This window comes from Streptomyces marispadix (assembly GCF_022524345.1).
Lineage (GTDB): Bacteria > Actinomycetota > Actinomycetes > Streptomycetales > Streptomycetaceae > Streptomyces > Streptomyces marispadix.
On the sequence record NZ_JAKWJU010000002.1, the window covers coordinates 2,298,161 to 2,321,781 of the forward strand.

Here is a 23,621-nt window from a genome sequence, read left to right on the forward strand (position 1 = left end):
GATGCACGCGTGACCGGCAGCCGACCGTACGGAGTTCGCGCGTGCGCCCCGCGGGGGCGCGGCACGGTGCTGCCGTCGCTGCCGTTGCTCGTCATGGCGCTGCTTTACGGGCTGCTGGCGATGCACGGCCTGGGCGGGGCTCCCACGGCGGACACCCACGCCCGCGGGTCACACGGTCCCGGACCGACCCACTCGGTGCGCTCAGCGCACGCGGCCGCTTCGGAAGACGCGGCCCCCTCGGCGGACCCGGCACATAAGGCAGCCTCCGCGCACACCGGCAACGCCGCCCCGTCCGCCTTCTCCGCCCCGTCCGCCTTCTCCGCTCCGTCCGGCTCCGGGCATTCCGCGATGCGTTCGGCGGCGAGCGACGTGCACACGGATACGGCTCGCCACGCCCCGCACGGCTTCCGGATGCTGCCGGAGCATCAGCACGCCGACGAGTGCGAGTGCGGCGGCGCGGACGGCCATCCGGCACACGCCGACGCGATCTGTGCGGCGAGCGGGGTCAGCGGAGCGCCCGCCATGGACGCCGTCGCGGCCGTCACGGCGGTCGGCCCGCGGCCGGTCACCGGCCTGGAAGGGCGCTGCCCTGACGCGGACGGCGAGCGTGCGCCGCCGTCGCTGCACCGGCTTCAACTCCTGCGCATATAGGGGCGCCTCACGGCATCGGCCACCGGCCGCCGCCGTTTCCGGCGCACCCACCGAGCACGGCTCTTCCATCACATCCGGCACAGAGCACGGCTCTTCCATACGCAGAGACTCAAGACGCAGGAGCACTACGCATGACCACACACCGCATTTCCCTTCACCGTGCCGCCGTAGCGGCGGCGGCCACGGCGGTCGCCGCACTGGCGCTCACCGCCTGCGGCGGCAACGAGCAGTCCGCGGGCGGCGAACAGCACGGCGGCGGCCACGGCGGCACGAGCCACGACAACGGCGGCAAGGCCGCGAAGGAGGCCGGCCGCGCCGACGTCTCCTTCGCGCAGGGCATGATCCCGCACCACCGCCAGGCCCTGGAGATGTCCCGGCTGGCCTCTTCCCGAGCGGAGTCGGCGGAGGTGAAGTCGCTCGCCGGGAAGATCGAAAAGGCACAGAAGCCGGAGATCGACAAGCTCTCGGGATGGCTGAAGTCCTGGGGCGAGAAGGTCCCGGCGGCAGGCGAGGGCTCTGAGCACTCCGCGCACGGCGGCCACTCCATGCCCGGCATGATGACGCCTCAGGACATGGAGAAGCTGAAGAAGATGTCCGGCAAGGAGTTCGACCGCGAGTTCCTGAAGATGATGACGGCACATCACGAGGGCGCCGTGGAGATGGCCCGTACCGAGGAGTGGGACGGTACGTACAAGCCCGCCAAGGCGATGGCCCGTGAGATCCGCAGCTCACAGACCGGCGAGATCAAGGAGATGCGCGGGCTTCTGAAGAAGTAGGCCCGCCGCTCCGTTCCGGGGACCGCTCTCCGGACCGGCCGCCCTCGGCGTCCCATGCGTCGGCACCGCCGTCACCCGACGGACCGGTGCCTACGGACGGGCGCCGGGGGCGGACTTCGCCGACGCCGTACCGCTGCCGGGCCGTGGAGGCCGACGGCGCCACCCGTAGCCCTGCCCCTGCGAAGACAGCGGCCCAGCGGGCACCCTTCCGGGCCGACGGGGTACCCGCCTCCGCCGTAGGCAGCGAGGAGCGGAGGAGCGTCAGTGCCCGGAGGCAGATCGTCCGGAGGGCCGGACCGGGAACCGATGCCGGAACGGGAGCCGGGGCCGCGACGGGATTCCGGCCCCGGCTCCCGCACCCCCGCCGCCGAAGGCCCGGTCGCCGCCGAAGGCCCTGTCACCGAAGAAGGCCCTGTCACCGAAGAAGGCCCTGCCCCCGCCGAGGAGGACCCCGGCTTCGGCGCCCGCAGCTGGAAGGCCCTCGCCGTCTGCCTCGTCGCGGGCTTCATGACGCTGCTGGACGTCTCGATCGTCAACGTCGCACTGCCGTCCGTACGGGAGGGACTGCACACGACGGAGTCCGAACTCCAGTGGGTGATCTCCGGTTACGCGCTCTCCTTCGGCCTGTTCCTCGTCCCTGCCGGGCGGCTGGGCGACGCCCGTGGCCGCCGCCGGGTCTTCATGGCGGGACTCGCGCTGTTCACACTGGCCTCCGCCGGATGCGGCGCGGCCCGCAGCAGTACGTGGCTGGTGGTCGCCAGGCTGGTGCAGGGCCTGGGCGGCGCGCTGATCGCACCGCAGGTCTCGGCCCTGATCCAGCAGATGTTCTCCGGGCGGGAACGCGGCAGGGCCTTCGGCATGTTCGGCACCGTCGTCGGAGTCTCCACGGCCGTGGGCCCGCTGCTGGGCGGGGTGATCATCCAGGCCGCCGGTGCGAGCGAAGGCTGGCGCTGGGTCTTCTACGTCAACCTCCCCATCGGCGTCGTCTGTCTGCTGCTCGCCCGGCGGCTGCTGCCGGACACGCCCTCGGCAGGTACCCGGCAGCGGCCCCAGAGCCTCGACCCGGTGGGCGTCCTGCTGCTGGGCGCGGCCGTGCTGGCGGTGCTGCTGCCCTTCGTCCAGTCCCGCCAGTGGCCCGGTGACGGCAAGTGGCTGCTGCTGGCCGGGGCGGCGGTGCTGCTGCTGTGCTTCGTGCGGTGGGAGGCGCGGTGCTCCCGATGCGACACGGAGCCGCTGGTGGCGCTCTCCCTCTTCCGTATCCGCTCGTACTGGACGGGCTGCCTGCTGATCGTCTTCCACTTCGCGGGCTTCACCTCGATCTTCTTCATCACCACGCTCTACCTCCAGAGCGGGCTGCGCTACAGCGCCCTGGAGGCGGGGCTGGCGATCACGCCCTTCGCGCTGGGGTCCGGGATGGCGGCGCAGTACGGCGGGCGGGCCGTGGACCGGTACGGGCGCAGTCTCGTGGCCAGCGGGCTGGCGATGACGGCCGTGGGTCTCGCGGGCACCGCGTTCACGGCTCATCAGGTCGACGGGCGGGCCACGGGCTGGTATCTGATGGTGCCGCTGCTGCTCGCGGGCCTGGGCAGCGGGCTCGTCATCTCACCGAACCAGACGCTGACGCTCTCCCGGGTGCCGGTGGAGCGAGGCGGCAGCGCGGCGGGCGTGCTTCAGACGGGGCAGCGCATCGGGGCGGCGGTCGGCATCGCGGGCGTGGGCTCGCTCTTCTTCACACGCCTCAACTCCGGGGCGGGACACGGCCGTCCGGGGCTGGAGGACTGGCGGTCGGCGTATCAGCACGGGCTGGCGCTGTCCGTCGTCTTCGTACTGATCGCGCTGGCGGCCGCTTTGGCCGACGTATGGACGGACCGCAAGAACACGGCCCAGGAGCCGTCCGCGTCACGGCGGTGACCCCCATGGCCGCCGCCTGAGACGGAGCCCCTACCGCGGCGGTGGTCCGCTGTCGTCCAGCGCCGCCTCCTGGCCCGGCCCGGGAGCCCCCGTCGGCATCGCGGGATGCCGTCCGAGGATGAAGACCCCGCCGACGGCGGCGCTCAGCCCCGCGATCTGGCCCAGGATCGCCGGCGGCGTCAACCGCACGGTGTCCCCGAGGAATCCGATGCCGCACACGATCCCCGCCAGCGGCTCGGCCGCCGTCAGCGCGGGCAGCGACTGCCGCAGGGCTCCCGCCTCGAAGGCGCTCTGCACCAGTACGAGCCCCACGACGGCCGAGGCGACGATGACGTACGGCTGCCAACTGGTGGCGAGCCCGACGACGCCGGAGTCGTCGAGGATGGTGCTGGCCTCCCTCGTCAGGGCGTCCTGGAGTCCGTAGAGCACGCCGGCCGCGGCAGCGAGCAGCGGCGGCTCCTCCACCAGCCGCATGTGCCGCGCGATCACGACGAGCACCAGCGCCACCGCCACCACGGACCCCAGCACCAGCCAGTGGCGTAGCGCACCGATGGTGTCGGAGTCGGTGCCCTCGGGGGCACCGGCGAACATGAACAACGCGACGCCGCCGCTGAGCAGCACCACCCCGGCCCAGCCGCCGCGCCCCAGTCGCTGCCCGCTGATGTAGCGGGCCAGCGCCATGGCGAAGAGCAGATTGGTGGCGAGCAGGGGCTCGACGCGTGACACGTCGCCCTGGGCCAGGGCCAGCGCGCTGAGGATCTGCCCGATCACCATGAAGCCGATGCCGCACAGCCATCGCGGCACCTTCATCAGGTCGAGCAGCAGCCGGAACGACAGGATGTCGGCGAGCGGGGCCCGCGCTGCGGCCTCCTGCTGGAGTACGAACCCGAGGCCCAGAAAACAGGCCCCGACCAGGCCGTACACATAGACCATGATCGGCATGCCACTCCACGGCGCTTGAGCGGGCCCCGCGGTGCGCTGCGGGCCGTCCGCATCCGGGGGATGTGTCTGACGGACATCAGCATCTCCCATATGTGCCGGTACGGGACCGCTGGGAAGCCGCGACACAGGCGATGACAACGGAGCGGACCAAGGCCGGTTCCGCCCCGTTGCCGCGGACGCCCCGGACGCAGGCCCGGGACGTACGGACGGCAGGAGTCACCGGCCGCACATACCCGGGCGGGGGCAGGGCGGCGCACATGGGACGCCGCTCACGGACCGCCGCCCAAGAGGCCCAATTCCCGCCAGACGGACGCCCGATGGCCGGATCGGTCCCCCTGTGAGGCGCCGTCGGCCCCGGTTCTGCAACAGGCCCACCGAGGAGGTGAGCGCTGCATAGCGTTGAACCATGAGTCTGACGACCGAGGGAGAGGCGCCGGGGCCGGTGCGTTTCTATCTGGCCTGCGACGACATCGGCTGCCCGGCTCGCGCCGTGTTCGATCTCGTGATCCACGAACCGCCGCCGCCCATCGAGGACGATCTCTTCGGGCACATGCTGCACAGCAGCAGCCTCGCGGCCCCGTATCTGGAGGAGCAGGGCTGGACGTACACGCAGGGCGTCGGCTACTGGTGCCCCACCTGTTCCACGCCGCGGTCCCAGCGCCGTACTCCGCCGAAGCCGGGGCGTCGGCACATCGCACGCCGTCAGCGCAGGGACCCCCGGGGACCGCAGTGAGCCGCCGAGAGCAGCGAACCGGTACTCCGTGACCGTCGGGCCTTACGCGGACGAGCGGTCACCGCCGACCCGCACACAGTCACGCTCCGTGCCGAACTCCCGGCCCCCGCCGCCACGCTCCGCAGCCTCCCCTGAGCCGAACGCCCCGCATAGGCACGCATCCACGCGCCCCCTCTGCCGACTCGTGCGCCCGCGAATTCCAGCCGTTTCCGGCCGCCGCTCCGCTGGGCGCCCTCACCGCGAAGCCCGCCTTGGTCCAGTCGCGACCACGCTTATGCACCGGTTTCATCACAGGTGGGCACCTCTGCCTGCTGCGGTTGTATCTGCTCCCGTATGGATCGACCCTGGAAGAAACGTATGCGGGCTGGATTGGTGCCATGAATGCGTGGAGCGAGGCCGAGACCATCGACTTCCGTGGGCCATTCGACGTCACGAGTGCCGCCACGGTGCTGCTCGACAGCGAGAGCGTGGTCATCGGGTGGAGCGAAGCCGCCGGAGAGCTCTTCGGCTATGAACCGCGCGAGATTCTGGGCCGGCCGCTCGAGACGCTGATAGTGGGGCGCGCGTCCCGGAAACAGCCGCTCATCGAGCTTCTCGACCGGTCCGTCGGTCCGGCATGCCGCAGCGAGGCGTGCGTAGCGCTGCACCGTGACGGTCACCGCATGGAGGTGGCGACGACGATCTGCTCCTTCTCCGGCCGGGACGGCTCCCCGCAGATCATGGTCGCCGCCGCCCTCGAACCGCTGCGTTCCTGGGAGGCGCACCAGGCCATGCTCCGCGGCCTGGCCACCCAGTCCCCCATCGGCCTGGGCATCTACGACACCGATCTGCGGCTGACCTGGATAAACGCCAAGTATCAGAGCGAGATAGACCGCAAGTTCCACGAGTACGCAGGCAAGCGCGTCAACGAGCTCTACGACGGCGGCGAGGTCATCTCGGAGGGGCACCCCAGCTCGCTGGAAGAGGTCATGCGCGGCGTGATCGACACCGGCGAACCGGTCTTCGGCATCCTCTACGAGGCACGGCCGCCCGTCGACCCGGAGCACGACCACGTCTGGTCGTGTGCGTACTACCAGCTCAGGGACGCCGACGGCAATGTGATCGGCGTCTGCGAGGACGCCCTCGACATCACCGAGCGCTACCGCGCCCAGCAGCGGCTCGCGCTGACGGTGCGCGCGGGCGTCCGCATCGGCACCACGCTCGACATGATCACGACGGCGAGGGAGATCGCCGAGGTGGTCGTCCCCTCGTTCGCGGACCGGGTCACCGTGGACCTGGTCGAAGGGGTGCTGGAGGGCGAGGAGCCGCGCCCGCAGGGTGCCTCGCCCTCCCTGATAAGGGTCGTGGAACGCTCGGGCAGCCCCTACGCCGACGCCGGAAGCGAGGACGCGACGGCTGCGGGCCCTTACCGCGTCGAGTACGAGCCCGGCTCACCGCAGCTCTCCTCGCTGGCGTCCCGTAAGGCCGTCACCGTCGGCCACCACCCCCCGTACGGCGGCGGGGCCGAGGACGGCGTCCACTCCACGCTCGCCGTGCCGCTGCGTGCCAGGGGCACCACCATGGGTCTGGCCACGTTCATGCGCAGCGGCAACCCGGCCCCCTTCGAGACCGACGAACTCACCCTCGCCAACGAGCTGGCGACCCGCACCGCCCTGTCCGTCGACAACGCGCGCCGCTACACGCGCGAGCGCGCCTCCGCCCTGACGCTCCAGCGCAATCTGCTGCCCCGGGGTCTTCCCGAGCAGTCCGCCGTGGACGTGGCACACCGCTATCTGCCGTCCGACATCGGACTGGGCGTCGGCGGCGACTGGTTCGACGTGATCGCCCTCTCCGGTACGCGTGTGGGCCTGGTCGTAGGCGACGTCGTGGGCCACGGTGTGCACGCCGCCGCCACCATGGGCCGGCTTCGTACCACCGTCAGGGCCCTGGCCCGCCTGGACCTGGCGCCCGACGAACTCCTCTCCCGGCTGGACGACCTCGTGCTACAGGGCGCCGAGGACCAGGAGCCCGGAGCGGTGCCCGGCACCGACGAGGGCCTGGGCGTCGCATGCCTCTACGCGGTCTACGACCCGGTGTCCCGCAAGTGCACCGCGGCCCGCGCGGGCCATCCGCCCGCCGCGAGCATCGACCCGGAGGGCAAGTTCCAGCTTCTCGACATCCCGCCCGGGCCGCCGCTGGGTGTGGGCGGGCTGCCGTTCGAGGCGATGGAGATCGAGCTGCCCGAGGGCAGCCTCCTCGCGCTGTTCACCGGTGGCCTCGTGCAGGACCGCGACCGCGACATCGACACCGGCGTCGCAAAGCTGAGGGACGTGCTGAGCGACCGCGACGGCACACTTGAGGAGCTGTGCGACCGCGCCCTCAACGAGCTTCAGCCCGACGGCCCGGCCACCGACGACGCGGCGCTCCTCCTGGTGCGTACGCACGAACTCGGCGCGGACCAGGTCATCGGCTGGGAACTGACCGCCGAGCCCAGCTCCGTGGGCCGCGCCCGTACGCTCGTGCTCGACCAGCTCTCCGAATGGGGCCTGGACGAGATGGCGTTCACCACCGAACTCGTCGTCAGCGAACTCGTCACCAACGCGATCCGGCATGCGGTCGGCCCCGTCTATCTGCGGCTCATCCGGGACCGCAGCCTGCACTGCGAGGTCTCCGACAAGGGCCATACGTCGCCGAACCTCCGGCACAGCGCCACGGACGACGAGGGCGGGCGCGGCCTGTTCATCGTGGCGCAGATGGTGCAGCGCTGGGGCACGCGCTACACGACCTCGGGGAAGACGATCTGGACCGAACAGAACCTGGTCTGAGGGGAGTTGGCCCCGGGGGCCCGGTCCGTACGCACATCTGGCCGTACGCATATCCGGTCCGTTTACGGCCGGTGAATACGCGATCCGGCGTCCCGGGCCGTCGCGGCTCTGGCGCATGGGTGGTGCCCGGAGCCGGACTTGAACCGGCACGGCCCTCAGGGCCAACGAGGTTTAAGCTCGTCGTGTCTACATTCCACCATCCGGGCACCGGCTCCAGGGACCCGCCGGTTACGCAGAGCGTGCGGGTTCCTACCCCAGGGTGCAGGTAGAGCCTATCCAGCGTCAGACCCCCAACTGCCGGGCGTCGTCCCGATGTTGTCTTATTTTATGGGCAACTGACGAGGCGTCAGCACCGCGGTCCCCACTTCGGAGCGCCGCCCGTAGAACGCGTCTGTCATGGGAAATGACGGAAAGTCGCCGTCCGGACACTGGAATTCCTCTTCCGCCGATGGGGACCGACGGTGAGCCGCCCGCCCCCGGCCTCAGGGAGCCCGTCATACCCAGGGATGACCGCACAACGAGGCCGTACCTCGGAAGGCTGGCTCCGATACCGGTACGGGGGCTGATCCGCGGGGGCGCACGGGAGGACAACATGGTGTGGTCCCAAGACACGTACACCGGCCCGACAGGAGCGCCCTCCCGTGACCACCACCTACTCATCCCCCGTACCGGCCGCCGCACCAGCGCCCGTCGGCGTCGCCGCAGCGCGCGCCACGGACCTCTCCAAGGTCTACGGTCAGGGCGAGACCAAGGTGGTCGCCCTGGACCGGGTCTCGGTCGACTTCCGCAAGGCCGAATTCACCGCGATCATGGGCCCGTCGGGCTCCGGCAAGTCCACGCTGATGCACTGCATGGCCGGTCTCGACTCGGTCTCCGGCGGCAGCGCCCTGATAGGCGACACCGAACTGACCAAGCTGAAGGACAAGAAGCTGACGAAGCTGCGCCGGGACCGCATCGGCTTCATCTTCCAGGCGTACAACCTGCTGCCGACGCTCAACGCCATGGAGAACATCACGCTCCCCCTCGACATCGCCGGCCGCAAGGCCGACAAGGCGTGGCTCGACCGCGTCATCGACACGGTGGGGCTCTCCGGGCGGCTCAAGCACCGGCCGAGTCAGCTCTCCGGCGGTCAGCAGCAGCGCGTGGCGGTGGCCCGTGCCCTGGCGAGCAGGCCCGAGATCATCTTCGGTGACGAGCCGACCGGCAACCTCGACTCCCGCGCCGGTGCGGAGGTGCTGGGCTTTCTGCGCAACTCCGTACGGGAGTTGGGCCAGACGATCGTGATGGTCACCCACGACCCCGTGGCCGCCTCCTACGCGGACCGCGTCGTCTTCCTCGCCGACGGACGCATCGTCGACGACATGTTCGGGCCGACGGCCGAGTCGGTGCTGGAACGGATGAAGAACCTCGACGCCAGGGTGCGTACGAACTAAGGCCCGCCGCCCGGCCGTCGGCGCCCGTCCATGGGCGGACGCGCCCGCCGGGATGCCACGGCAACGAACCCAGGACCGCAGGTCCCAAGCCTCGAACAGGGCTTCCCGGGACCCATAACCCAGGACTCACCGATGCTCCGTACCGCCTTGCGCAACGTATTCGCGCACAAGGCCCGGCTGCTGATGACCGTACTCGCCGTGCTGCTCGGCGTGGCGTTCGTCTCCGGCACCCTGGTCTTCACCTCGACCATCTCCGCCGCGTACCAGAAGAGTTCGGAGAAGGGCTACAGCAACGTCGACCTGGCCATCCAGCCGCCCTCGGGTGCCGCCGCTCAGGCGCCCGGCGGCAGGCCGGGCGATGTGAAGCGCCTGTCGCAGGCGACGCTCGACAAGGCCCGCGACCTGCCGGGCGCCCAGAGCGCCCGCGGGTCCGTCAGCGGCTTCACCGCGCTCGCCGACAAGAAGGGCAAACTCGTCGGCGAGGGCTGGCAGACCATGGGCGGCAACTACGACACGGGCCGCGACGGCCGTGCCGAGGACGTCCGTTACCCGATGAAGGACGGCCGCGCGCCGCAGCGGGCCCACGAGGTCGCGATCGACGCGGCGACCGCGAAGCGCGTCGGCTTCGAGGTCGGCGACACCGCCCGCATGTCGGTCGACGGCCCCGTGCTCAAGCAGCGCATCGTCGGCGTCTTCAACACCGACGACGGCAACGTCGCCGCGCGGCGGCACCCTCGTACTCTTCAACACCCCTACCGCGCAGCGGCTGTTCGCCCAGATCGGGCAGTACGACCAGATCACGCTGAAGGCGGCGCCCGGCACCTCGCAGAGCGAACTGAAGGACCAGGCGCAGGAGATCCTTCCGGCGGGGTCGAAGGCCGTGACCGGCAAGAAGCTCGCGGCCGACCAGTCGGAGACGATCAAGAAGAGCATGAGCGGCATGCAGACCGCGATGCTCGTCTTCGCCGGAATCTCGCTGTTCGTCGGCATCTTCATCATCGCCAACACCTTCACCATGCTCGTCGCCCAGCGCACCAAGGAGCTGGCGCTGCTGCGCGCGGTGGGCGCCGGGCGCCGGCAGGTCACGCGCTCGGTGCTGGTCGAGGCGCTCGTCGTGGGCGCGGTGGCCGCGGTGGCGGGCCTGGGCGCGGGTGTCGGAATCGGTGCGGCGCTGCGTTCGCTCATGGGCCGCTTCGGTGCGAAGGTGCCCGACGGTCCGCTCATCGTCGACGGCACCGCCGTCGGCGCCTCGCTCGCCACGGGCATCGTGGTGACCGTTCTCGCCGCATGGCTGCCTGCCCGCAGGGCCGCGAAGATCCCGCCGGTGGCGGCGATGAGCAGCGTGCATGCCGCCGCGACGACGCGGTCGCTGGTCATCCGCAACATCTTCGGTGCGCTGCTGGCCGGTGCGGGCACGGCGCTCGTGCTCTACGGCGCGGGCATGGACGACCGTGACACGGCGAAGATCCCGCTCTCGGCGGGCGCCGCCACCTTGCTCATCGGCGTCTTCGTGCTGACGCCGCTGCTGTCGCGGCCGCTGATCGCCGCAGCCGCGCCGTTCATGCGGATCTTCGGGGTCGCGGGGAAGCTGGCGCGTCAGAACTCCGTACGCAATCCCCGCCGTACCGCTGCCACCGCGTCCGCGCTGATGATCGGCCTGACCCTCATCACCGGCATGACCGTCATCGCGGGCAGCGTGCAGCAGGCCATCGAGAAGATGGCGACGGACGCTCTCAAGGCGGACTACACCGTCAGCATGGCCAACCGGTCCCCGCTCTCACCCGAGGTCGAGCGGAGACTGGCCCGCGACGAGCAGGTCGAGGCGGTCAGCCCGCTGCGCAACTCCCCCGCGAAGATAGGCACTTCGACCGAGTACCTCACGGGCGTCGACGGCGGGTCGATCGACGAACTGACCGATCTGCCGTTCGCCTCCGGCGGCTGGGGCGGCCTGTCGGGCGGCAAGGCCGTCGTGGACAAGGAAACCGCCAAGTCCAAGGGCTGGAAGACCGGTTCGACCTTCCCCGTCGTCTTCGAGGACGGCAAGAAGAGCCGGATGACCGTCTCGGGTGTCTACGAGGGCAACGAGATGATCAAGGGCATCATGATCGACACCGGCACGCTCGATCCGCACATGAGGCAGGTCTCGAGCATGCAGGTCATGGTCAAGACGAAGGACGGCGCGAGCGATTCGGTCAAGTCGTCGCTTGAGAAGACCATGGGCGACAACCCCGCGGTACTCGTCCAGGACGAGAAGGACGTCTCGGAGTCCATCGCGAAGGTCTTCACGCTGATGCTCAACATGCTCTACGGGCTGCTCGCGATGGCCGTCATCGTCGCCGTGCTGGGTGTGGTCAACACGCTTGCCATGTCGGTCTTCGAACGGTCGCAGGAGATCGGGATGCTGCGTGCCATCGGCCTCGACCGTCGGGGGATCAAGCGGATGGTGCGGCTGGAGTCGCTGGTCATCTCGCTCTTCGGCGGTGTGCTGGGCATCGGTCTGGGAGTCTTCTTCGGCTGGGCCGCGGGCAGGATCGTCGGGCTCTCACTTTCGACGTACACGCTGGTGCTGCCGTGGGAGCGGATGGGGATCTTCCTTGGACTGGCCGCGCTGGTGGGCATGTTGGCGGCGCTGTGGCCCGCGCGGCGGGCGGCGAAGCTGAACATGCTGACCGCCATCAAGACCGAGTAGTCCCGAGGGCGGGACGCCTGCGGAAGACGGCGGGCTCCCGCGCAGACCTGATCGCCCATCGGCTCATGTACCCGCGGCCGACCTCTCCGCCGGTACGGAGCCGAGCTACCGCGGCCCGGTCCCTCGACGGAGGGGCCGGGCCGCGGTGTGTCAGGCGACCCGAGGGGCGCGGGGTGTCAAGCGACCCGGGGCGCGCCGGGTGTTGCGGACGCGGGCCCGGGCCGGTCGGGGCCGGGGCCCAGGTGCCGGGCCCCGGCGCCGGATGCTGTCGGCGCGTGCGCTGCCGCCGCTCAGCCCGGTGCGTCCCCGAAGTCGGGTACGGGAAGCCGCTCCCCGTCGCGCAGCGCCGAGTCGTGCGCGACGATGCCCGGCAGCGTGTAACGCGCGGCCACCCACGCGTTGACGGTGGGCGTACTGCCGTCGTTCACGGCCGTGACGAAGTCGTCGACGAGGAAGTGATGGCTGCCTTCATGGCCATTGGGCGCGTGCGCGAACTCGCGTGGCAGACGCGCCCGGTCGTGCACCGGCGCCGTACCCGAGACGAACGCGTCACGCAGCGCCGGCGACACCTCCGCCAGCGACGGATCGTCCGCGGCGAGCGTCGGCACCGCCTGAAGGTGCTCCGAGACGTCCCGCACCCCGCTCTTGTCCTGCCAGAAGCTGACCGTGGCCAACTGCTCGAAGCTGCCTTCCGTGCCGAAGAACCGGAAGCGGGACTCACGGATGTGCGACGGATAGCCGACCCTCCGGAACTCGTTCGTACGGAACGATCCGCCCCCGGCGACCTCGAAGAGCGCCGTCGCGTTGGAGAGATCGTTGCCGAACTGGCTTATCTCCCGGTCGAATACGCCGTCGCCGCGCTCGTCGGGCACGCCGATCGCGCTGACGCTCGTCGCATATGTCCGCCAGGCGCCGAGCACTCCGCCGATGCTGTGGGTGGGGTAGAGCAGCGGCGGATAGCTCGCCGTCTCCTTCCAGCGCTCGCCGCCGCTGTAGCGGTAGGCGTCGTAGAAGCCCAGGTCCATGTCGTGTACGTAGTCGCCCTCGGCGTAGAAGAGCCGTCCGAAGCCGCCGTCGGCGATCTTCTCCCGTGCGTAGACCGTGGCCGGGTTGTAGTGGCTGGTCTCGCCCATCATGTACGTGAGGCCTGTCTCCTTGACGGCCTCGATGACGGCCGCGCACTCCTCGTGCGAGACGGCCATGGGCACCGCGGAGTAGACGTGCTTGCCCGCACGCAGCGCCTCGACGGCCAGCGGGCCATGGGTCCAGCGCTGGGTGAAGAGGGCGACCGCGTCGACGTCGGTCTCCAGCATCTCCTCGAACGAGGACACCGTGCCTGCCAGCCCCTCCGCGGCGACGAGCCGTTCGGCGCGCTCGGGGAGTAGATCCGTCACATGTATGTCGCCTACGCCCGGGTGGAGCCGGAAGAGCTTGGCGAACGATCCGGCGAACTGTCCTGCGCCGACGATTCCGATGGAGAAGGGCACCAGCGAAGCCTTTCCTGTGCGTGCCGTCGTTGGTCGATGCGTCAACCGCTGTGCTTGAAGAGGTAGTTGATCTGTTCGTTGGTCCTGGTCAGGGAGCCGGCCGAGGATTCGCCCGCGTATATGTCCTGCATGGCTGGGATCATGATCGCGTTGATGTCGGCCGCGTGGTCGCTCACCGGGAAGGAGAAGGTCGTCCCCTCCTCGATGTGGCGGGTGAAGGGCGAGACGTCCATCCCGTTCCTGCGGTGGGTGGCGACGGCCCGCTTCGTGCCCTCGGGTGTGGCCGGGAAGACGGTGGCGTCCTCGCCCACCAGCTTCTGGCACTCGTCGGAGGCGAGGAAGGCGACCCATTCCGCCGCGCCCTGCTTGTTCTTCGCTCCCTTCGTGATCGAGTCGGCGAGGCCGCCCATCATCGAGGCGCGCTTCCCGGTGGGGCCCTTCGGCGTGGGGGCCGTACCGAGGTCGACGCCCTTGAGACCGGCGAAGGTCTTGAGCATCCAGGAGCCGTGCATGGCGAGGCCGCCTTGCCCGAACCGAGCTGAGTCTCGGGGTGGTTGGTGTCCGAGTAGTCCTCGATGGGAGCCATATAGCCCTTCTCCGCCAGCCCGAAATACCACTCGACGGTCTTCTGGAAGCGCTTCTGGTCGTAGTTGTAGTGCTCCCCCCACGGGTTCTTGTCGGTGTATTTCCATCCGGCCGACGCCGCGAACGAACTCCACTGCGTCTGCCCGTGGTTGTCCCCTCCGGCGTCGTTGGTGGCCAGGCCGTAGCGGACCACCTTGTCCTTGTCGAACCCGGGCTCGTCGCCGCGGTCGCCGTCGGCGTCGACGGTGAGCCTCGCGAGGGTCTTCTCGAAGCTGCCGCCGTCGCGCGGATTCCACGCCATGTCGCGCAGCGCGGCGTCGCTGACGCCCGCCGCCCTGGTGACCTTCCTGTCGTAGAAGAGGCCCACGGTGTCCCAGTCCTTCGGGGCGCCGTAACGGTGGCCGTCACGTCCCGTCCAGGGCCTGGCGAGGCCGGGCTCGTAGTCCGATGCTCTGATGCCGCGCGTGGGGCCCAGCTCGTCCAGCGGGCTGAGCACGCCCAGCCGTTCGTACTGCGGATACCTGGCCACGTGGTTGGTGAAGACGTCCGGCTGGGTGCCGGCGATGAAGCTCGCCGTGAGCTTCGTCCAGTACGAGTCCCATCCGATCTGGGTGATGTTCACCCGCAGCCCCGGGTGCTTCTCGTGGAACGCCTTCGCACACGCCTCGTACGCCGGCTGCTGCGCGGCGTCCCACATCCAGTACGAGACGGTGCCGTCGTCCGAACCGGCGGAGCTCTGCGCAGCGCAGCCCGCGGCGGGCAGGGCCAGAGCGAGGACGGCGAAGGAGGACGCGAAGCGCCGCATCAGCGGGCGCCGCCGTGGTGAGCCTGCCGTGGAGCGGGGGTGGGCGCCGGATAGGGCTGCGGATGTGCGCTCGTGCACGTCGGTGTTCATCGCGCTCTCCCTCACTTGATGCCGCTGAAGCCGATGGAGTTGACGATGCGCCTCGCCAGCAGCGCGAAGAGCACCACCATGGGCAGCGCTGCGACGAAGGTGGCGGCCATCAGCCCCGCCCAGTCGGTGCCTGTCTGCGGGGTCTGCGCACGGAAGACGCTCAGCGCCACGGTGAGCACCCGCGAACTGCCGCTGTAGGAGACCATCAGCGGCCAGAAGTACTCGTTCCACGCCGTGATGTACGTGAGGATGCTCAGCGTCGCGACGGGCGCCGCGGACATCGGCAGTATCAGCCGGAAGAAGACCCGGACCCGCCCCGCGCCGTCGATGAGCGCCGCCTCCTCCACCTCGCGGGAGATGTTGAGGAAGAACTGGCGCAGGAAGAAGACGGCGAACGGCATCGTCATGAACACCATCGGCAGCGTGACGCCGGGCAGCGTGTCCACCAGGCCCGCTTCCTTGATCAGTACGAAGTTGGGCAGCAGCGTGAAGACGGTGGGGATCATCAGCCCGCCGAGTACGAACCCGAACAGGGCGTCCCTGCCGCGCCATCGAAGCCGCGCGAACGCATAGGCGGCCATGGCCGAGAAGAGCACCTGGCAGAAGGTGACGAGCGTCGCGACCAGCACCGAGTTGGCCAGGTAGCGCCAGAAGTCGAGGGAGCCGCCCGAACCTCCCTCGGCCAGCGCGTCCTCGGTGCTCTGGAGACCGAAGACCCGCAGGAAGCCGCCGAAGCTGAAGTCCACCGGCAGCGGCGAGGCGGGAGCCTGTGCGAGTGCGGTGTTCGTGGAGAAGGCCGTGCGCAGCATCCAGTAGAACGGGAACAGCGTGATCAGGGTGATCACACCCATCGCCCCCCAGGCGAGGAGCCGCCCGGGAGAGAGCCTCCGGCGCCTGCCGCTTGCGTTCGCCGGCCTTCCGCGGGTCTCCGCCGCGCGCCCGGTGCCGGGGTGGGTCATCGTGGCCGTCACTGTGCACTTCCCTTCTCAGCCGAGGTCGGAGCGGCCGGCGCGCATCAGCCGGTACTGGACGACGGTGACGGCCGTCAGCACGAGCATCAGCGCCACGGAGATGGCCGAGGCGTAGCCGAACTGGAGCCGGTCGAACGCGAGGTCGTAGACGTAGAGCTGGAGCACGTTGGTGGCGTTGGCGGGCTTGCCGTCGGTCGTGACCGAGACGGTGTCGAACACCTGGAACGAGCCGACGACCGTGATGATCAGGACCAGCGACAGCACCGGCCGCAGCAGCGGCAAGGTGATGGACCGGAAGGTCCGCCACTCACCGGCACCGTCGACGCGGCCCGCCTCGTAGACCGTCGGCGGTATGGACTGGAGCCCCGCGAAGATCAGCAGCGCCGTGTATCCGACGTGCCGCCACACGTTCACGAGGGCGATCGTCGGTATCGCCCATGAGGCGTCGCCGAAGAAGGCGATCCGGTCGAAGCCGAGCCACTCGACGACCTCGTTGCCCACGCCGAGCTGGGTGTCGAGTATCCACAGCCAGACGATCCCGGCGACGACGTTCGAGACCAGATAGGGGGCGAGGACGATGCCCCGCAGCGCGGTCGAGCGCGTCAGCCGGTGCATCAGCACGGCTATCAGCAGCGCCACGACGGTCTGCACGCCGATGTTGATCACGACGTACTGGAGCGTCACTCCCAAGGAGTCCCAGAAGACCGGGTCGTTGACGAGGCGGCGGTAGTTGTCCAGGCCCGCCCACTTCTCCGGCGAGAGCAGGTCGAAGCTGGTGAAGCTGAGATACACGCCGCGCAGCGTCGGCCACACCAGGAAGACCAGATACCCCAGCATCGCCGGGGCGACGAACAGCAGCGCGGTACGGGCGTCGCCGGGAGCGCGGCTCGCGGTCGGACTCACTGTCGTCGGTTTGATCACGGCCACCGTCAGACCTCCTCGTCCGCGTCGCCTCCGGTCCGTTCCTCACGACGGAGTTACTTCTACGTGGAAGTTAATGAGGGTGTCAAGGCATCGCACAGCAAGGATCACGGCATGAATCGGGAGGTTTATAATTCCGAGTGGAACTTAACCTCGTCTCGCATAAGCTGAGAGACGCGCTCCCCGCACGCCCCCGTGGCGGGCCGGCGGGAGCGGCCCGAGTACCGCCGTGGAGGCCGTGATTGAACAGTTCGAGCGGTTCGGCCGATGTGCCCCCGAGCTGGAGACCGCTGACGCCCGCAGAGCGCGCGGTGGCCATCGAGGTGCTCACCAACGGGCCTACGTCCCGCAGTGAGATCGCCCGGCGACTTGGCATGTCGGGCGGCAGTCTGACGCGCCTGGCGAAGCCCCTGATCGACTCCGGCCTGCTGCTGGAGGCACTCACACCGGTCCCCTCCGCGGGGCAGGGCCGCCCCGGCCGCCCCCTGGACATCGTCACCGACCCCTGGCACTTCGTCGGCCTGAAGATCACGGCAGACACGGTCTACGGGGTGGTCACGACCCTGAAGAGTTCGGTGGTCAGGCGCGAGGACCGGAAGCTCGGCTCGGCCGAGCCCGACGCCGTCGCCGACGCCGCTCACTCGATCGTGCGTACCTTCGCCGAGGACTTCCCGCATCTCGCGGGCATCGGCGTCGGCCTCGGCGGCCAGGTCCGGGAGAGAGCAGTGGCGGTCGACTCCCCCTATCTGGGCTGGGAGGAGGTGCCGTTCGCCGAGCTGCTGGAGGAGCGTACGGGGCTGCCGGTCGTCGTGGAGAACGACTTCGCGGCCCTGGTGGAGGCGGAGACGTGGTTCGGCGCCGGACGCGGCCTCGACCGTTTCGCCGTGCTGACGATCGGCGCCGGAGTGGGATACGGGCTGGTCATAGGCGGAGAGCCGGTCCGCCTCCCCGACGAGCACTACAGCGGCACGGCGGAGCGCTGGATCCTCGACCCCAGCGGCCCCCTCACCCCGTACGGGGAGCGCGGCAGCGCCACCTCGCTGCTGACGGTCCAGAGCATCGAGTACCAGGTGCGGGCGGCGACGGGCAGCCAGGTCGGCTACGAGGAGATCCTCGAACTGGCCGGACGGGGAGACCCGGCCGCCTCACGCGTCGTCGGCGAGGCGGCACGCGGCCTGGGCGTCCTCATATCGCACATCGCCAACTTCGCGCTGCCGCAGAAGATCCTGCTCGCAGGCGAAGGCGTCGGGCTGATGGACGTCGCGGGCGAGACCGTCTTCGAAACCCTCGCCGCTCACCGGAACCCCCGCGCGGACCCCGTCGACCTGGAGACGAAGGTCTCCGACTTCCACGACTGGGCGCGCGGCGCCGCGGTCCTCGCCATCCAGGTGCTGGTGCTGGGCGAAGCGCCCGGCGACTGAACCATGCGTCCTGGACGGGTCCCGAAGCCCCGGGTCGCACGCCAGGCCGGGTCCGGGGCCCCGGCTCATCGACGCGGCGCGGCGAGCGGGGCCCCGACGCCCCGGACACGACGACCCGGGCTGGGCGCCGAACTCAGGCGCCCAGCCCGCCGATTCACGTCGTTCCGTTCCTCCACGTCACGCCGCGAGCCACTCCCTGGTACGCAGCGGCATGCCCGACGACCCGTCGGGCGAGGCACGGACGGCGAGGATCTGGTTGACGCCGATCCGGTTGTGTTCGAAGGCGAGCGCGGACGCGGCCATATAGAGCCGCCAGACCCGGGCACGTCCATATGAGCTGAGCCGCGCGGCCCTCTCGAACGCCGCCTCCAGATTGGCGACCCACGCGCGCAGCGTCAGCGCGTAGTGCTCACGCAGCGACTCGACGTCCCGCACCTCGAAACCGGCCTCCTCCAGCACGGCGACGGTCTGCCCCACGGGGGCGAGTTCGCCGTCGGGGAAGACATACGCGTCGATGAACTCATCGACCTCGTAAGCCGATTCGTCCGTCAGCGGACGCCGCCCGATCTGGTGGTTGAGCAGCCTGCCGCCCGGCCGCAGCAGCGAGTAGAGATCGTCCGCGTAGTCGCGGTAGCGCTCCCGGCCGACGTGTTCGGCCATGCCGATCGAGGAGATCGCGTCGAAGGGACCGTCGCGCACCTCGCGATAGTCCTGCACGCGGATCTCCACGCGGTCCGTCAGTCCTTCCTCCGCCACGCGCTTACGGGCGTAGGTGGCCTGTTCGCCGGAGAGTGTGATGCCGACGGCGCGCACTCCATAGGTGCGAGCCGCGTGCAGCACCATCGAGCCCCAGCCGCATCCGACGTCCAGCAGCCGCTGCCCCTCGCGCAACGCCAGCTTGCGGCAGACCAGATCGAGCTTGGCGCGCTGCGCGTCCTCCAGCGTGGGCGTGCTGCCGGGTGCTTCGGGCTCCCAGTAGGCGCACGAATACACCATGCTCGGGCCGAGTACGAGTTCGTAGAAGTCGTTGCCCACGTCGTAGTGGTGGCTGATGGCCTGACGGTCGCGGGCGCGGCTGTGCCGAACGCCGAACCTCCTGGTCCGTTCCTCCACGGGGGGCGGGGGCGGGGGCAGCGCACCGCCCAGAGCGACGAGTTCACGTGCTGCGGCCCGTGATGCGGGGTCGCGGACGCGGGCGAGGGCAGCGCGAACGCCGCGCCGGGGCGGCTCCCCCGCACCCTTCGCCTCCTCGTTCCGCTCCCACATCAGGCCGGCCAGCCGGTCGAGCAGCCCGTACAGTTCGCCGTCGCCGTCGGTGTCCAGCTCTCCGGCCACCCATGCGCGGGCCAGGCCCAGTTCGCCGGGCCGCCACAGAACGCGGCGCAGCGCACGCCGGTGGCGTACGCGGAGGACGGGGGCTTCCGGCGGGCCGGCCTCGCTGCCGTCCCAGGCACGGATGCGGACTGGGAGCGGCGCGCCGAGCAGCCTCTCGGTGAGCGCGCTGAGTCGGGACGCGACATCGGTCATTGCACACACCTCCATGACGGAAGGGGTGGAATCCCCGTACATGCAACACGATTGTCTTGCGAACTATGCCGCCGCACACACCGATTTGTCCCTACGTCACCTCACAACCGCGAGCATGGACGGCGGGCGCCGACGAAGGAGGGGACGGCGGGCGGGGTGTACGGGAACGAACGACGAAGGGGGCGCCCGCCCCACGGATGGCGGACGCCCCCTTCGCGGAGGTCTTCCGGCGGCCGGTACGGCCGCGGTCTCAGGAGGCCCGGGCCTCTTCCCGGTGCTCACGGCCGGCCCGGTCGCCCTGGTGGTCCCGGCCGCTCACGTCCCGGTTGTTCGCGTCGCGGTTGTTCGCGTCGCGGCTCTCCTTGACCCGGGTCTTGCGATCGGCCGCGGCCTGCTCGGCGGCGGCGGCCGTCACCGGCGACGCCGCCTCGTAGAACTCCTCGCGGGGGTGTTCCATCGCTCCGAGCGAGACGACCTCGCGCTTGAGGAACATCGCGAGGGTCCAGTCGGCGAAGACGCGGATCTTCCGGTTCCAGGTGGGCACCGCGAGGCCGTGGTACGTGCGGTGCATGTACCAGGCGAGGCGCCCCTTGAGCTTGATCCGGGTGCGGCCGAAGACGATCATCGCGACGCCCTTGTGCAGGCCGAGCCCGGCGACGGCGCCCTTGTTGGCGTGCTTGTACTCGCCCTGCGGGAAGCCGCGCAGCCGCGAGATCACGTTGTCGCCGAGGGCCTTCGCCTGACGCAGCGCGTGCTGGGCGTTCGGCGGGCAGTAGGCGCCGTCCTTGCCGGCGGCCACGTCGGGCACCTGCGCGTTGTCACCCGCGGCCCAGATGTGGTCCGTGCCGCTGACCTGCATCGTCGCGTCCACGTCCACGTGTCCCCTGGGGCCGAGCGGCAGGCCGAAACGGGCCAGCGCCGGGTTCGGCTTGACGCCCGCGGTCCACACGATGGTGCTGGAGTCGACCTCCAGGCCGTTGCTCAGCACGACGTGCCCGTCGACGCAGGATTCCATCGAGGTCTTGAGGTAGCACTCGATGCCGCGGCTCTTGAGGTGCTCCAGACCCCACTCGCCGAGCTTCGGGCCGACCTCCGGCAGGATGCCGGGCGCGACGTCGACGAGGATGAAACGCATGTCCTCGCGGCGGACGTTCGGGTAGTAGCGGGCCGCGTCGCGCGCCATGTCCTCGACCTCGCCGACGGTCTCCGCGCCCGCGAAGCCGCCCCCTACGAAGACGAAGGTCAGCGCACGGCGGCGCACGTCCTCGTCGTTGGTCGAGTCGGCCTTGTCGAGTTGTTCGAGCACGTGGTTGCGCAGGCCGATGGCCTCCTCCACGCCCTTCATGCCGATGCCGTTCTCGGCGAGGCCGGGGATCGGGAAGGTGCGGGAGACGGCGCCCATGGCGACGACCAGGTAGTCGAAGGGCAGGTCGTACGCCTCGCCGACCAGCGGCGCGATCGTGGCGATCTTGCTGTCCTGGTCGATCGTCGTCACGCGGCCGGTGAGGACCTCGGCCTTTGGCAGCACCCGCCGCAGCGGGACCACGACGTGACGCGGCGAGATGCTTCCGGCGGCGGCTTCGGGAAGGAAAGGCTGGTACGTCATGTACGAACGCGGGTCGACGACGGTGACGGTCGCCTCGCCGTAGCGCATCTTCTTCAGAATGCGCCGCGCCGTGTACAAGCCGACGTACCCGCCACCCACTACGAGGATTCGGGGACGCTCCGTGGTGCTCATGCCATCGAGTATCCACCCGGCCCCGGGGGTGACCTCGTGAGGGGCTTCACAAGCATGGGTGCGACCCCTGCTACACTGCGCGGCCACGCATCGGTCCCGTTTCCCGGGCCGATTCTCCGGCCGAGGCCCCAGTCTCCGAATCCTGGCCGTGAGCTGCGCTTATCCGCTTCAACGCGAGACCGCCGCGCTTCGCGGGCGCCGCGCTTCATCTGGCCGGAATCCTGCGTTCACAGACGTTCGCCCGCTCCAGGGCCCCGTGGGCGCCTCCGATCGGTGTGATGTGCGTCCGACGAGGCGGTTTTCCACGTGAATTATTTCACGAGACTTCTTTCCGTGGCCTCCCAAGCGGTGCCGGGCCACCCTTTCAAAGGTGACCAGGCCCGCTCAAGTGAGTCATCGAAGGGGCCGTCAAGTCAGGCTCCACGCAATGCCGTCGAGGATGTCGTGCTCGCTGACGACGACCTCCCGCGCACCCGTACGTTCCATGATCGTCTGGAGTATGACGGCGCCCGCGGTGATCACGTCCACGCGGCCGGGATGCATCACGGGAATCGCCGCCCGCTCGTCGTGCGTGGAGGCCAGCAGCCGCCCCACGATCGAGGCGACCTGCTCGCGGGAGACGCGTGAGTGATGGATGACGGTGCCGTCGTAGGCGTCGAGGTTCAGCGCGATCCCGGCGACGGTGGTGACGGTGCCCGCGAGTCCGACGAGCGTGCGGGCACCCGCCAGCGGCACGCTGCGCTCCACCTCGTCGAGCGCGGAGGCCACGTCCGCCCGCATCGCCTCGTGCTGGTCCGTCGTCACGGGGTCGGAGAGCCGGTGGCGCTCGGTGAGCCGTACGCAGCCGATGTCGACGGACCGCGCGGCTTCGACGGACTCGTCGCCGACGACCAGTTCCGTGGAGCCGCCGCCGATGTCCACGACGAGATACGGGCGCTCGAGGTCCTCGCGGCCCTTCAGCTCCCGTGTGGCGCCCGTGAAGGAGAACTGCGCCTCCTGGTCGCCGGTGATCACCTCGGGCTCGACGCCGAGGATGTCCACGACGCCTCTTACGAACTCGTCTCTGTTCTCCGCGTCGCGCGAGGCCGAGGTGGCGACGAAACGCACATGGCGGGCACCGTGCCGCTCCACGGACCGTGCGTAGTCGCGGCACGCGGCGAAGGTGCGCTCCAGCGCCTCCGGGGCGAGACGGCCCGTGCGGTCGACGCCCTGGCCCAGGCGGACGATCTCCATCCGCCGCTCCAGATCCTTCAGTTCGCCCGTGTCCGGGTCGGCGTCGGCGACCAGCAGCCGGATCGAGTTCGTACCGCAGTCCACTGCGGCGACGCGGGTCATGCGCTCTCTCACGCTCCTCACACGACGGGTGGGCCTCAGCGTATGCGGGCCGGGTGCGGGCCCGCGCCGCGTGGAGGCGGGGAGGGCACGCAAGGATTACGGACAGGCTCGTTGCGGGCCGGCGTCATGCCGTGCCGGGATCAGGCCGTAGCGGCGTCAGCGCGTGGCGGCGTTAGCGGGCGGCGGGGGCGAAGTGACGGACACACAGGGCCCCTTGGCCCACCACTCCGGCAGCATCGCCAGGGCCTCGTCGCCGAGCGGGTTGACTCCGGGCCCGGCTACGAGCGAGTGCGCGACGAGTACGTGCAGACACTTCACACGGTCCGGCATTCCGCCCGCGCTGGGGAATCCCACGAGGACCTCGATGGCGTCGCGGCGGGCGAGATAGTCCTCGTGGGCGGCACGGTAGGCGGCGGCCAGCTCCTCGTCCTCGGCCAGCCGGGCCGTCATCTCACGCATCACGCCCTCGGCCTCCAGGGTGCCGATGGCCGACGCCGCACGCGGGCACGTCAGGTAGTACGTGGTGGGGAACGGCGAGCCGTCCTCCAGCCTGGGCGCCGTCTCGACCACGTCCGGCAGCCCGCACGGGCAGCGGTGCGCGATGGCGCGCAGTCCGCGCGGGGGGCGGCCCAACTGCGCCTGGAACGCGGCCACATCGGCGTCCGTGGGCGGCGCGGGCTCGGTCTGCGGCGGAGGCTTTTCCATCGGTACGGGCTCTGCTCTCTCGGGTTCTTCGGGTCGGGTTCTGCCGCGACCGGTACGGGCCGGGCCGGGCACGGATGCGGAACTTCGGGCCGCGGGG

15 protein-coding genes, 1 tRNA gene and 2 pseudogenes are annotated in these 23,621 nt (G+C 70.2%); 8 read left to right on the forward strand and 10 right to left on the reverse strand.

The features are described from left to right. The first annotated feature begins 9 nt into the window (after positions 1-9). The 3 genes from MMA15_RS28190 (at position 10) to MMA15_RS09755 (ending at position 3,338) form a co-directional block, all read left to right on the forward strand. Positions 10-651: a DUF6153 family protein gene (locus MMA15_RS28190; protein ID WP_241058719.1), complete on the forward strand. Its 642-nt coding sequence runs from the start codon at positions 10-12 to the stop codon at positions 649-651. Between the two features lie 131 nt (positions 652-782). Beyond that, positions 783-1,427, forward strand: a complete 645-nt coding sequence (locus MMA15_RS09750; protein WP_241058720.1) for a DUF305 domain-containing protein — start codon at positions 783-785, stop codon at positions 1,425-1,427. A gap of 264 nt (positions 1,428-1,691) precedes the next feature. Beyond that, complete coding sequence (locus tag MMA15_RS09755) at positions 1,692-3,338, forward strand: MFS transporter (protein WP_241058721.1); 1,647 nt, start codon at positions 1,692-1,694, stop codon at positions 3,336-3,338. A gap of 30 nt (positions 3,339-3,368) precedes the next feature. On the opposite strand, the gene MMA15_RS09760 is transcribed toward MMA15_RS09755, so the two are convergent. Further along, positions 3,369-4,280, reverse strand: a complete 912-nt coding sequence (locus MMA15_RS09760; protein ID WP_241058722.1) for a DMT family transporter — start codon at positions 4,278-4,280, stop codon at positions 3,369-3,371. Positions 4,281-4,686: 406 nt separating this feature from the next. Between MMA15_RS09760 and MMA15_RS09765 the strand changes: the two genes are divergently transcribed. Both MMA15_RS09765 and MMA15_RS09770 read left to right on the forward strand, forming a co-directional pair. Further along, entirely contained in the window at positions 4,687-5,013 is a 327-nt protein-coding gene (locus tag MMA15_RS09765; RefSeq protein ID WP_241058723.1) for a hypothetical protein, read from the forward strand. A gap of 377 nt (positions 5,014-5,390) precedes the next feature. Beyond that, positions 5,391-7,817 carry a SpoIIE family protein phosphatase gene (locus tag MMA15_RS09770; RefSeq protein ID WP_241058724.1) on the forward strand — a complete coding sequence of 809 codons (2,427 nt, stop codon included), beginning with the start codon at positions 5,391-5,393 and terminating at the stop codon, positions 7,815-7,817. A 120-nt stretch (positions 7,818-7,937) separates the two neighbouring features. Here MMA15_RS09770 and MMA15_RS09775 read toward each other — a convergent pair. Then, positions 7,938-8,023: transfer RNA gene (locus MMA15_RS09775), tRNA-Leu, on the reverse strand. A gap of 435 nt (positions 8,024-8,458) precedes the next feature. Between MMA15_RS09775 and MMA15_RS09780 the strand changes: the two genes are divergently transcribed. Both MMA15_RS09780 and MMA15_RS09785 read left to right on the forward strand, forming a co-directional pair. Next, on the forward strand, positions 8,459-9,250 hold the full coding sequence (locus MMA15_RS09780) for an ABC transporter ATP-binding protein (protein WP_241058725.1): 792 nt from the start codon (positions 8,459-8,461) through the stop codon (positions 9,248-9,250). A gap of 132 nt (positions 9,251-9,382) precedes the next feature. Further along, positions 9,383-11,939 (forward strand): annotated as a pseudogene (locus tag MMA15_RS09785) (ABC transporter permease). A 290-nt stretch (positions 11,940-12,229) separates the two neighbouring features. Here the strand turns inward: MMA15_RS09785 and MMA15_RS09790 are convergent. The 4 genes and pseudogenes from MMA15_RS09790 to MMA15_RS09805 form a co-directional block, all read right to left on the reverse strand. Continuing rightward, positions 12,230-13,426, reverse strand: coding sequence for a Gfo/Idh/MocA family protein (locus MMA15_RS09790; protein WP_241058726.1), 1,197 nt, complete (start codon positions 13,424-13,426; stop codon positions 12,230-12,232). A 41-nt stretch (positions 13,427-13,467) separates the two neighbouring features. Beyond that, a pseudogene (locus tag MMA15_RS09795) lies at positions 13,468-14,816 on the reverse strand (ABC transporter substrate-binding protein). Positions 14,817-14,917: 101 nt separating this feature from the next. Further along, a complete protein-coding gene (locus MMA15_RS09800; protein ID WP_372498218.1) occupies positions 14,918-15,757 on the reverse strand; it encodes a carbohydrate ABC transporter permease in 840 nt (279 codons plus the stop codon). A gap of 135 nt (positions 15,758-15,892) precedes the next feature. Continuing rightward, on the reverse strand, positions 15,893-16,810 hold the full coding sequence (locus MMA15_RS09805; RefSeq protein WP_372498332.1) for a carbohydrate ABC transporter permease: 918 nt from the start codon (positions 16,808-16,810) through the stop codon (positions 15,893-15,895). 230 nt (positions 16,811-17,040) lie between these two features. Here MMA15_RS09805 and MMA15_RS09810 point away from each other — a divergent pair, with 230 nt between their 5' ends. Continuing rightward, the gene (locus MMA15_RS09810; protein WP_241058727.1) at positions 17,041-18,219 is read left to right on the forward strand and encodes an ROK family transcriptional regulator; all 1,179 of its coding nucleotides are present in this window, start codon (positions 17,041-17,043) and stop codon (positions 18,217-18,219) included. Between the two features lie 177 nt (positions 18,220-18,396). Here the strand turns inward: MMA15_RS09810 and MMA15_RS09815 are convergent, their stop codons facing one another. The 4 genes from MMA15_RS09815 to MMA15_RS09830 all read right to left on the reverse strand — a co-directional run bounded on the left by MMA15_RS09815 (position 18,397) and on the right by MMA15_RS09830 (position 23,524). Beyond that, on the reverse strand, positions 18,397-19,746 hold the full coding sequence (locus MMA15_RS09815) for an SAM-dependent methyltransferase (RefSeq protein WP_241058728.1): 1,350 nt from the start codon (positions 19,744-19,746) through the stop codon (positions 18,397-18,399). 250 nt (positions 19,747-19,996) lie between these two features. After that, positions 19,997-21,484 carry an NAD(P)/FAD-dependent oxidoreductase gene (locus tag MMA15_RS09820; RefSeq protein ID WP_241058729.1) on the reverse strand — a complete coding sequence of 496 codons (1,488 nt, stop codon included), beginning with the start codon at positions 21,482-21,484 and terminating at the stop codon, positions 19,997-19,999. A 408-nt stretch (positions 21,485-21,892) separates the two neighbouring features. After that, positions 21,893-22,819 carry a Ppx/GppA phosphatase family protein gene (locus MMA15_RS09825; protein WP_241058730.1) on the reverse strand — a complete coding sequence of 309 codons (927 nt, stop codon included), beginning with the start codon at positions 22,817-22,819 and terminating at the stop codon, positions 21,893-21,895. Between the two features lie 156 nt (positions 22,820-22,975). Beyond that, positions 22,976-23,524 (reverse strand): DUF501 domain-containing protein, encoded by a 549-nt coding sequence (locus MMA15_RS09830; RefSeq protein ID WP_241058731.1) that lies wholly within the window; start codon positions 23,522-23,524, stop codon positions 22,976-22,978. Between the last annotated feature and the right edge of the window lie 97 nt (positions 23,525-23,621).

Coding starts and splice junctions, on each gene's coding strand:
- MMA15_RS09830 (WP_241058731.1), bottom strand. CDS start 23,524: ATGGAAAAGCCTCCGCCGCAGACCGAGCCCGCGCCGCCCACGGACGCC.
- MMA15_RS09800 (WP_372498218.1), bottom strand. CDS start 15,757: ATGGGTGTGATCACCCTGATCACGCTGTTCCCGTTCTACTGGATGCTG.
- MMA15_RS09770 (WP_241058724.1), top strand. CDS start 5,391: ATGAATGCGTGGAGCGAGGCCGAGACCATCGACTTCCGTGGGCCATTC.
- MMA15_RS09765 (WP_241058723.1), top strand. CDS start 4,687: ATGAGTCTGACGACCGAGGGAGAGGCGCCGGGGCCGGTGCGTTTCTAT.
- MMA15_RS09760 (WP_241058722.1), bottom strand. CDS start 4,280: ATGCCGATCATGGTCTATGTGTACGGCCTGGTCGGGGCCTGTTTTCTG.
- MMA15_RS09750 (WP_241058720.1), top strand. CDS start 783: ATGACCACACACCGCATTTCCCTTCACCGTGCCGCCGTAGCGGCGGCG.
- MMA15_RS09820 (WP_241058729.1), bottom strand. CDS start 21,484: ATGAGCACCACGGAGCGTCCCCGAATCCTCGTAGTGGGTGGCGGGTAC.
- MMA15_RS09825 (WP_241058730.1), bottom strand. CDS start 22,819: ATGACCCGCGTCGCCGCAGTGGACTGCGGTACGAACTCGATCCGGCTG.
- MMA15_RS09815 (WP_241058728.1), bottom strand. CDS start 19,746: ATGACCGATGTCGCGTCCCGACTCAGCGCGCTCACCGAGAGGCTGCTC.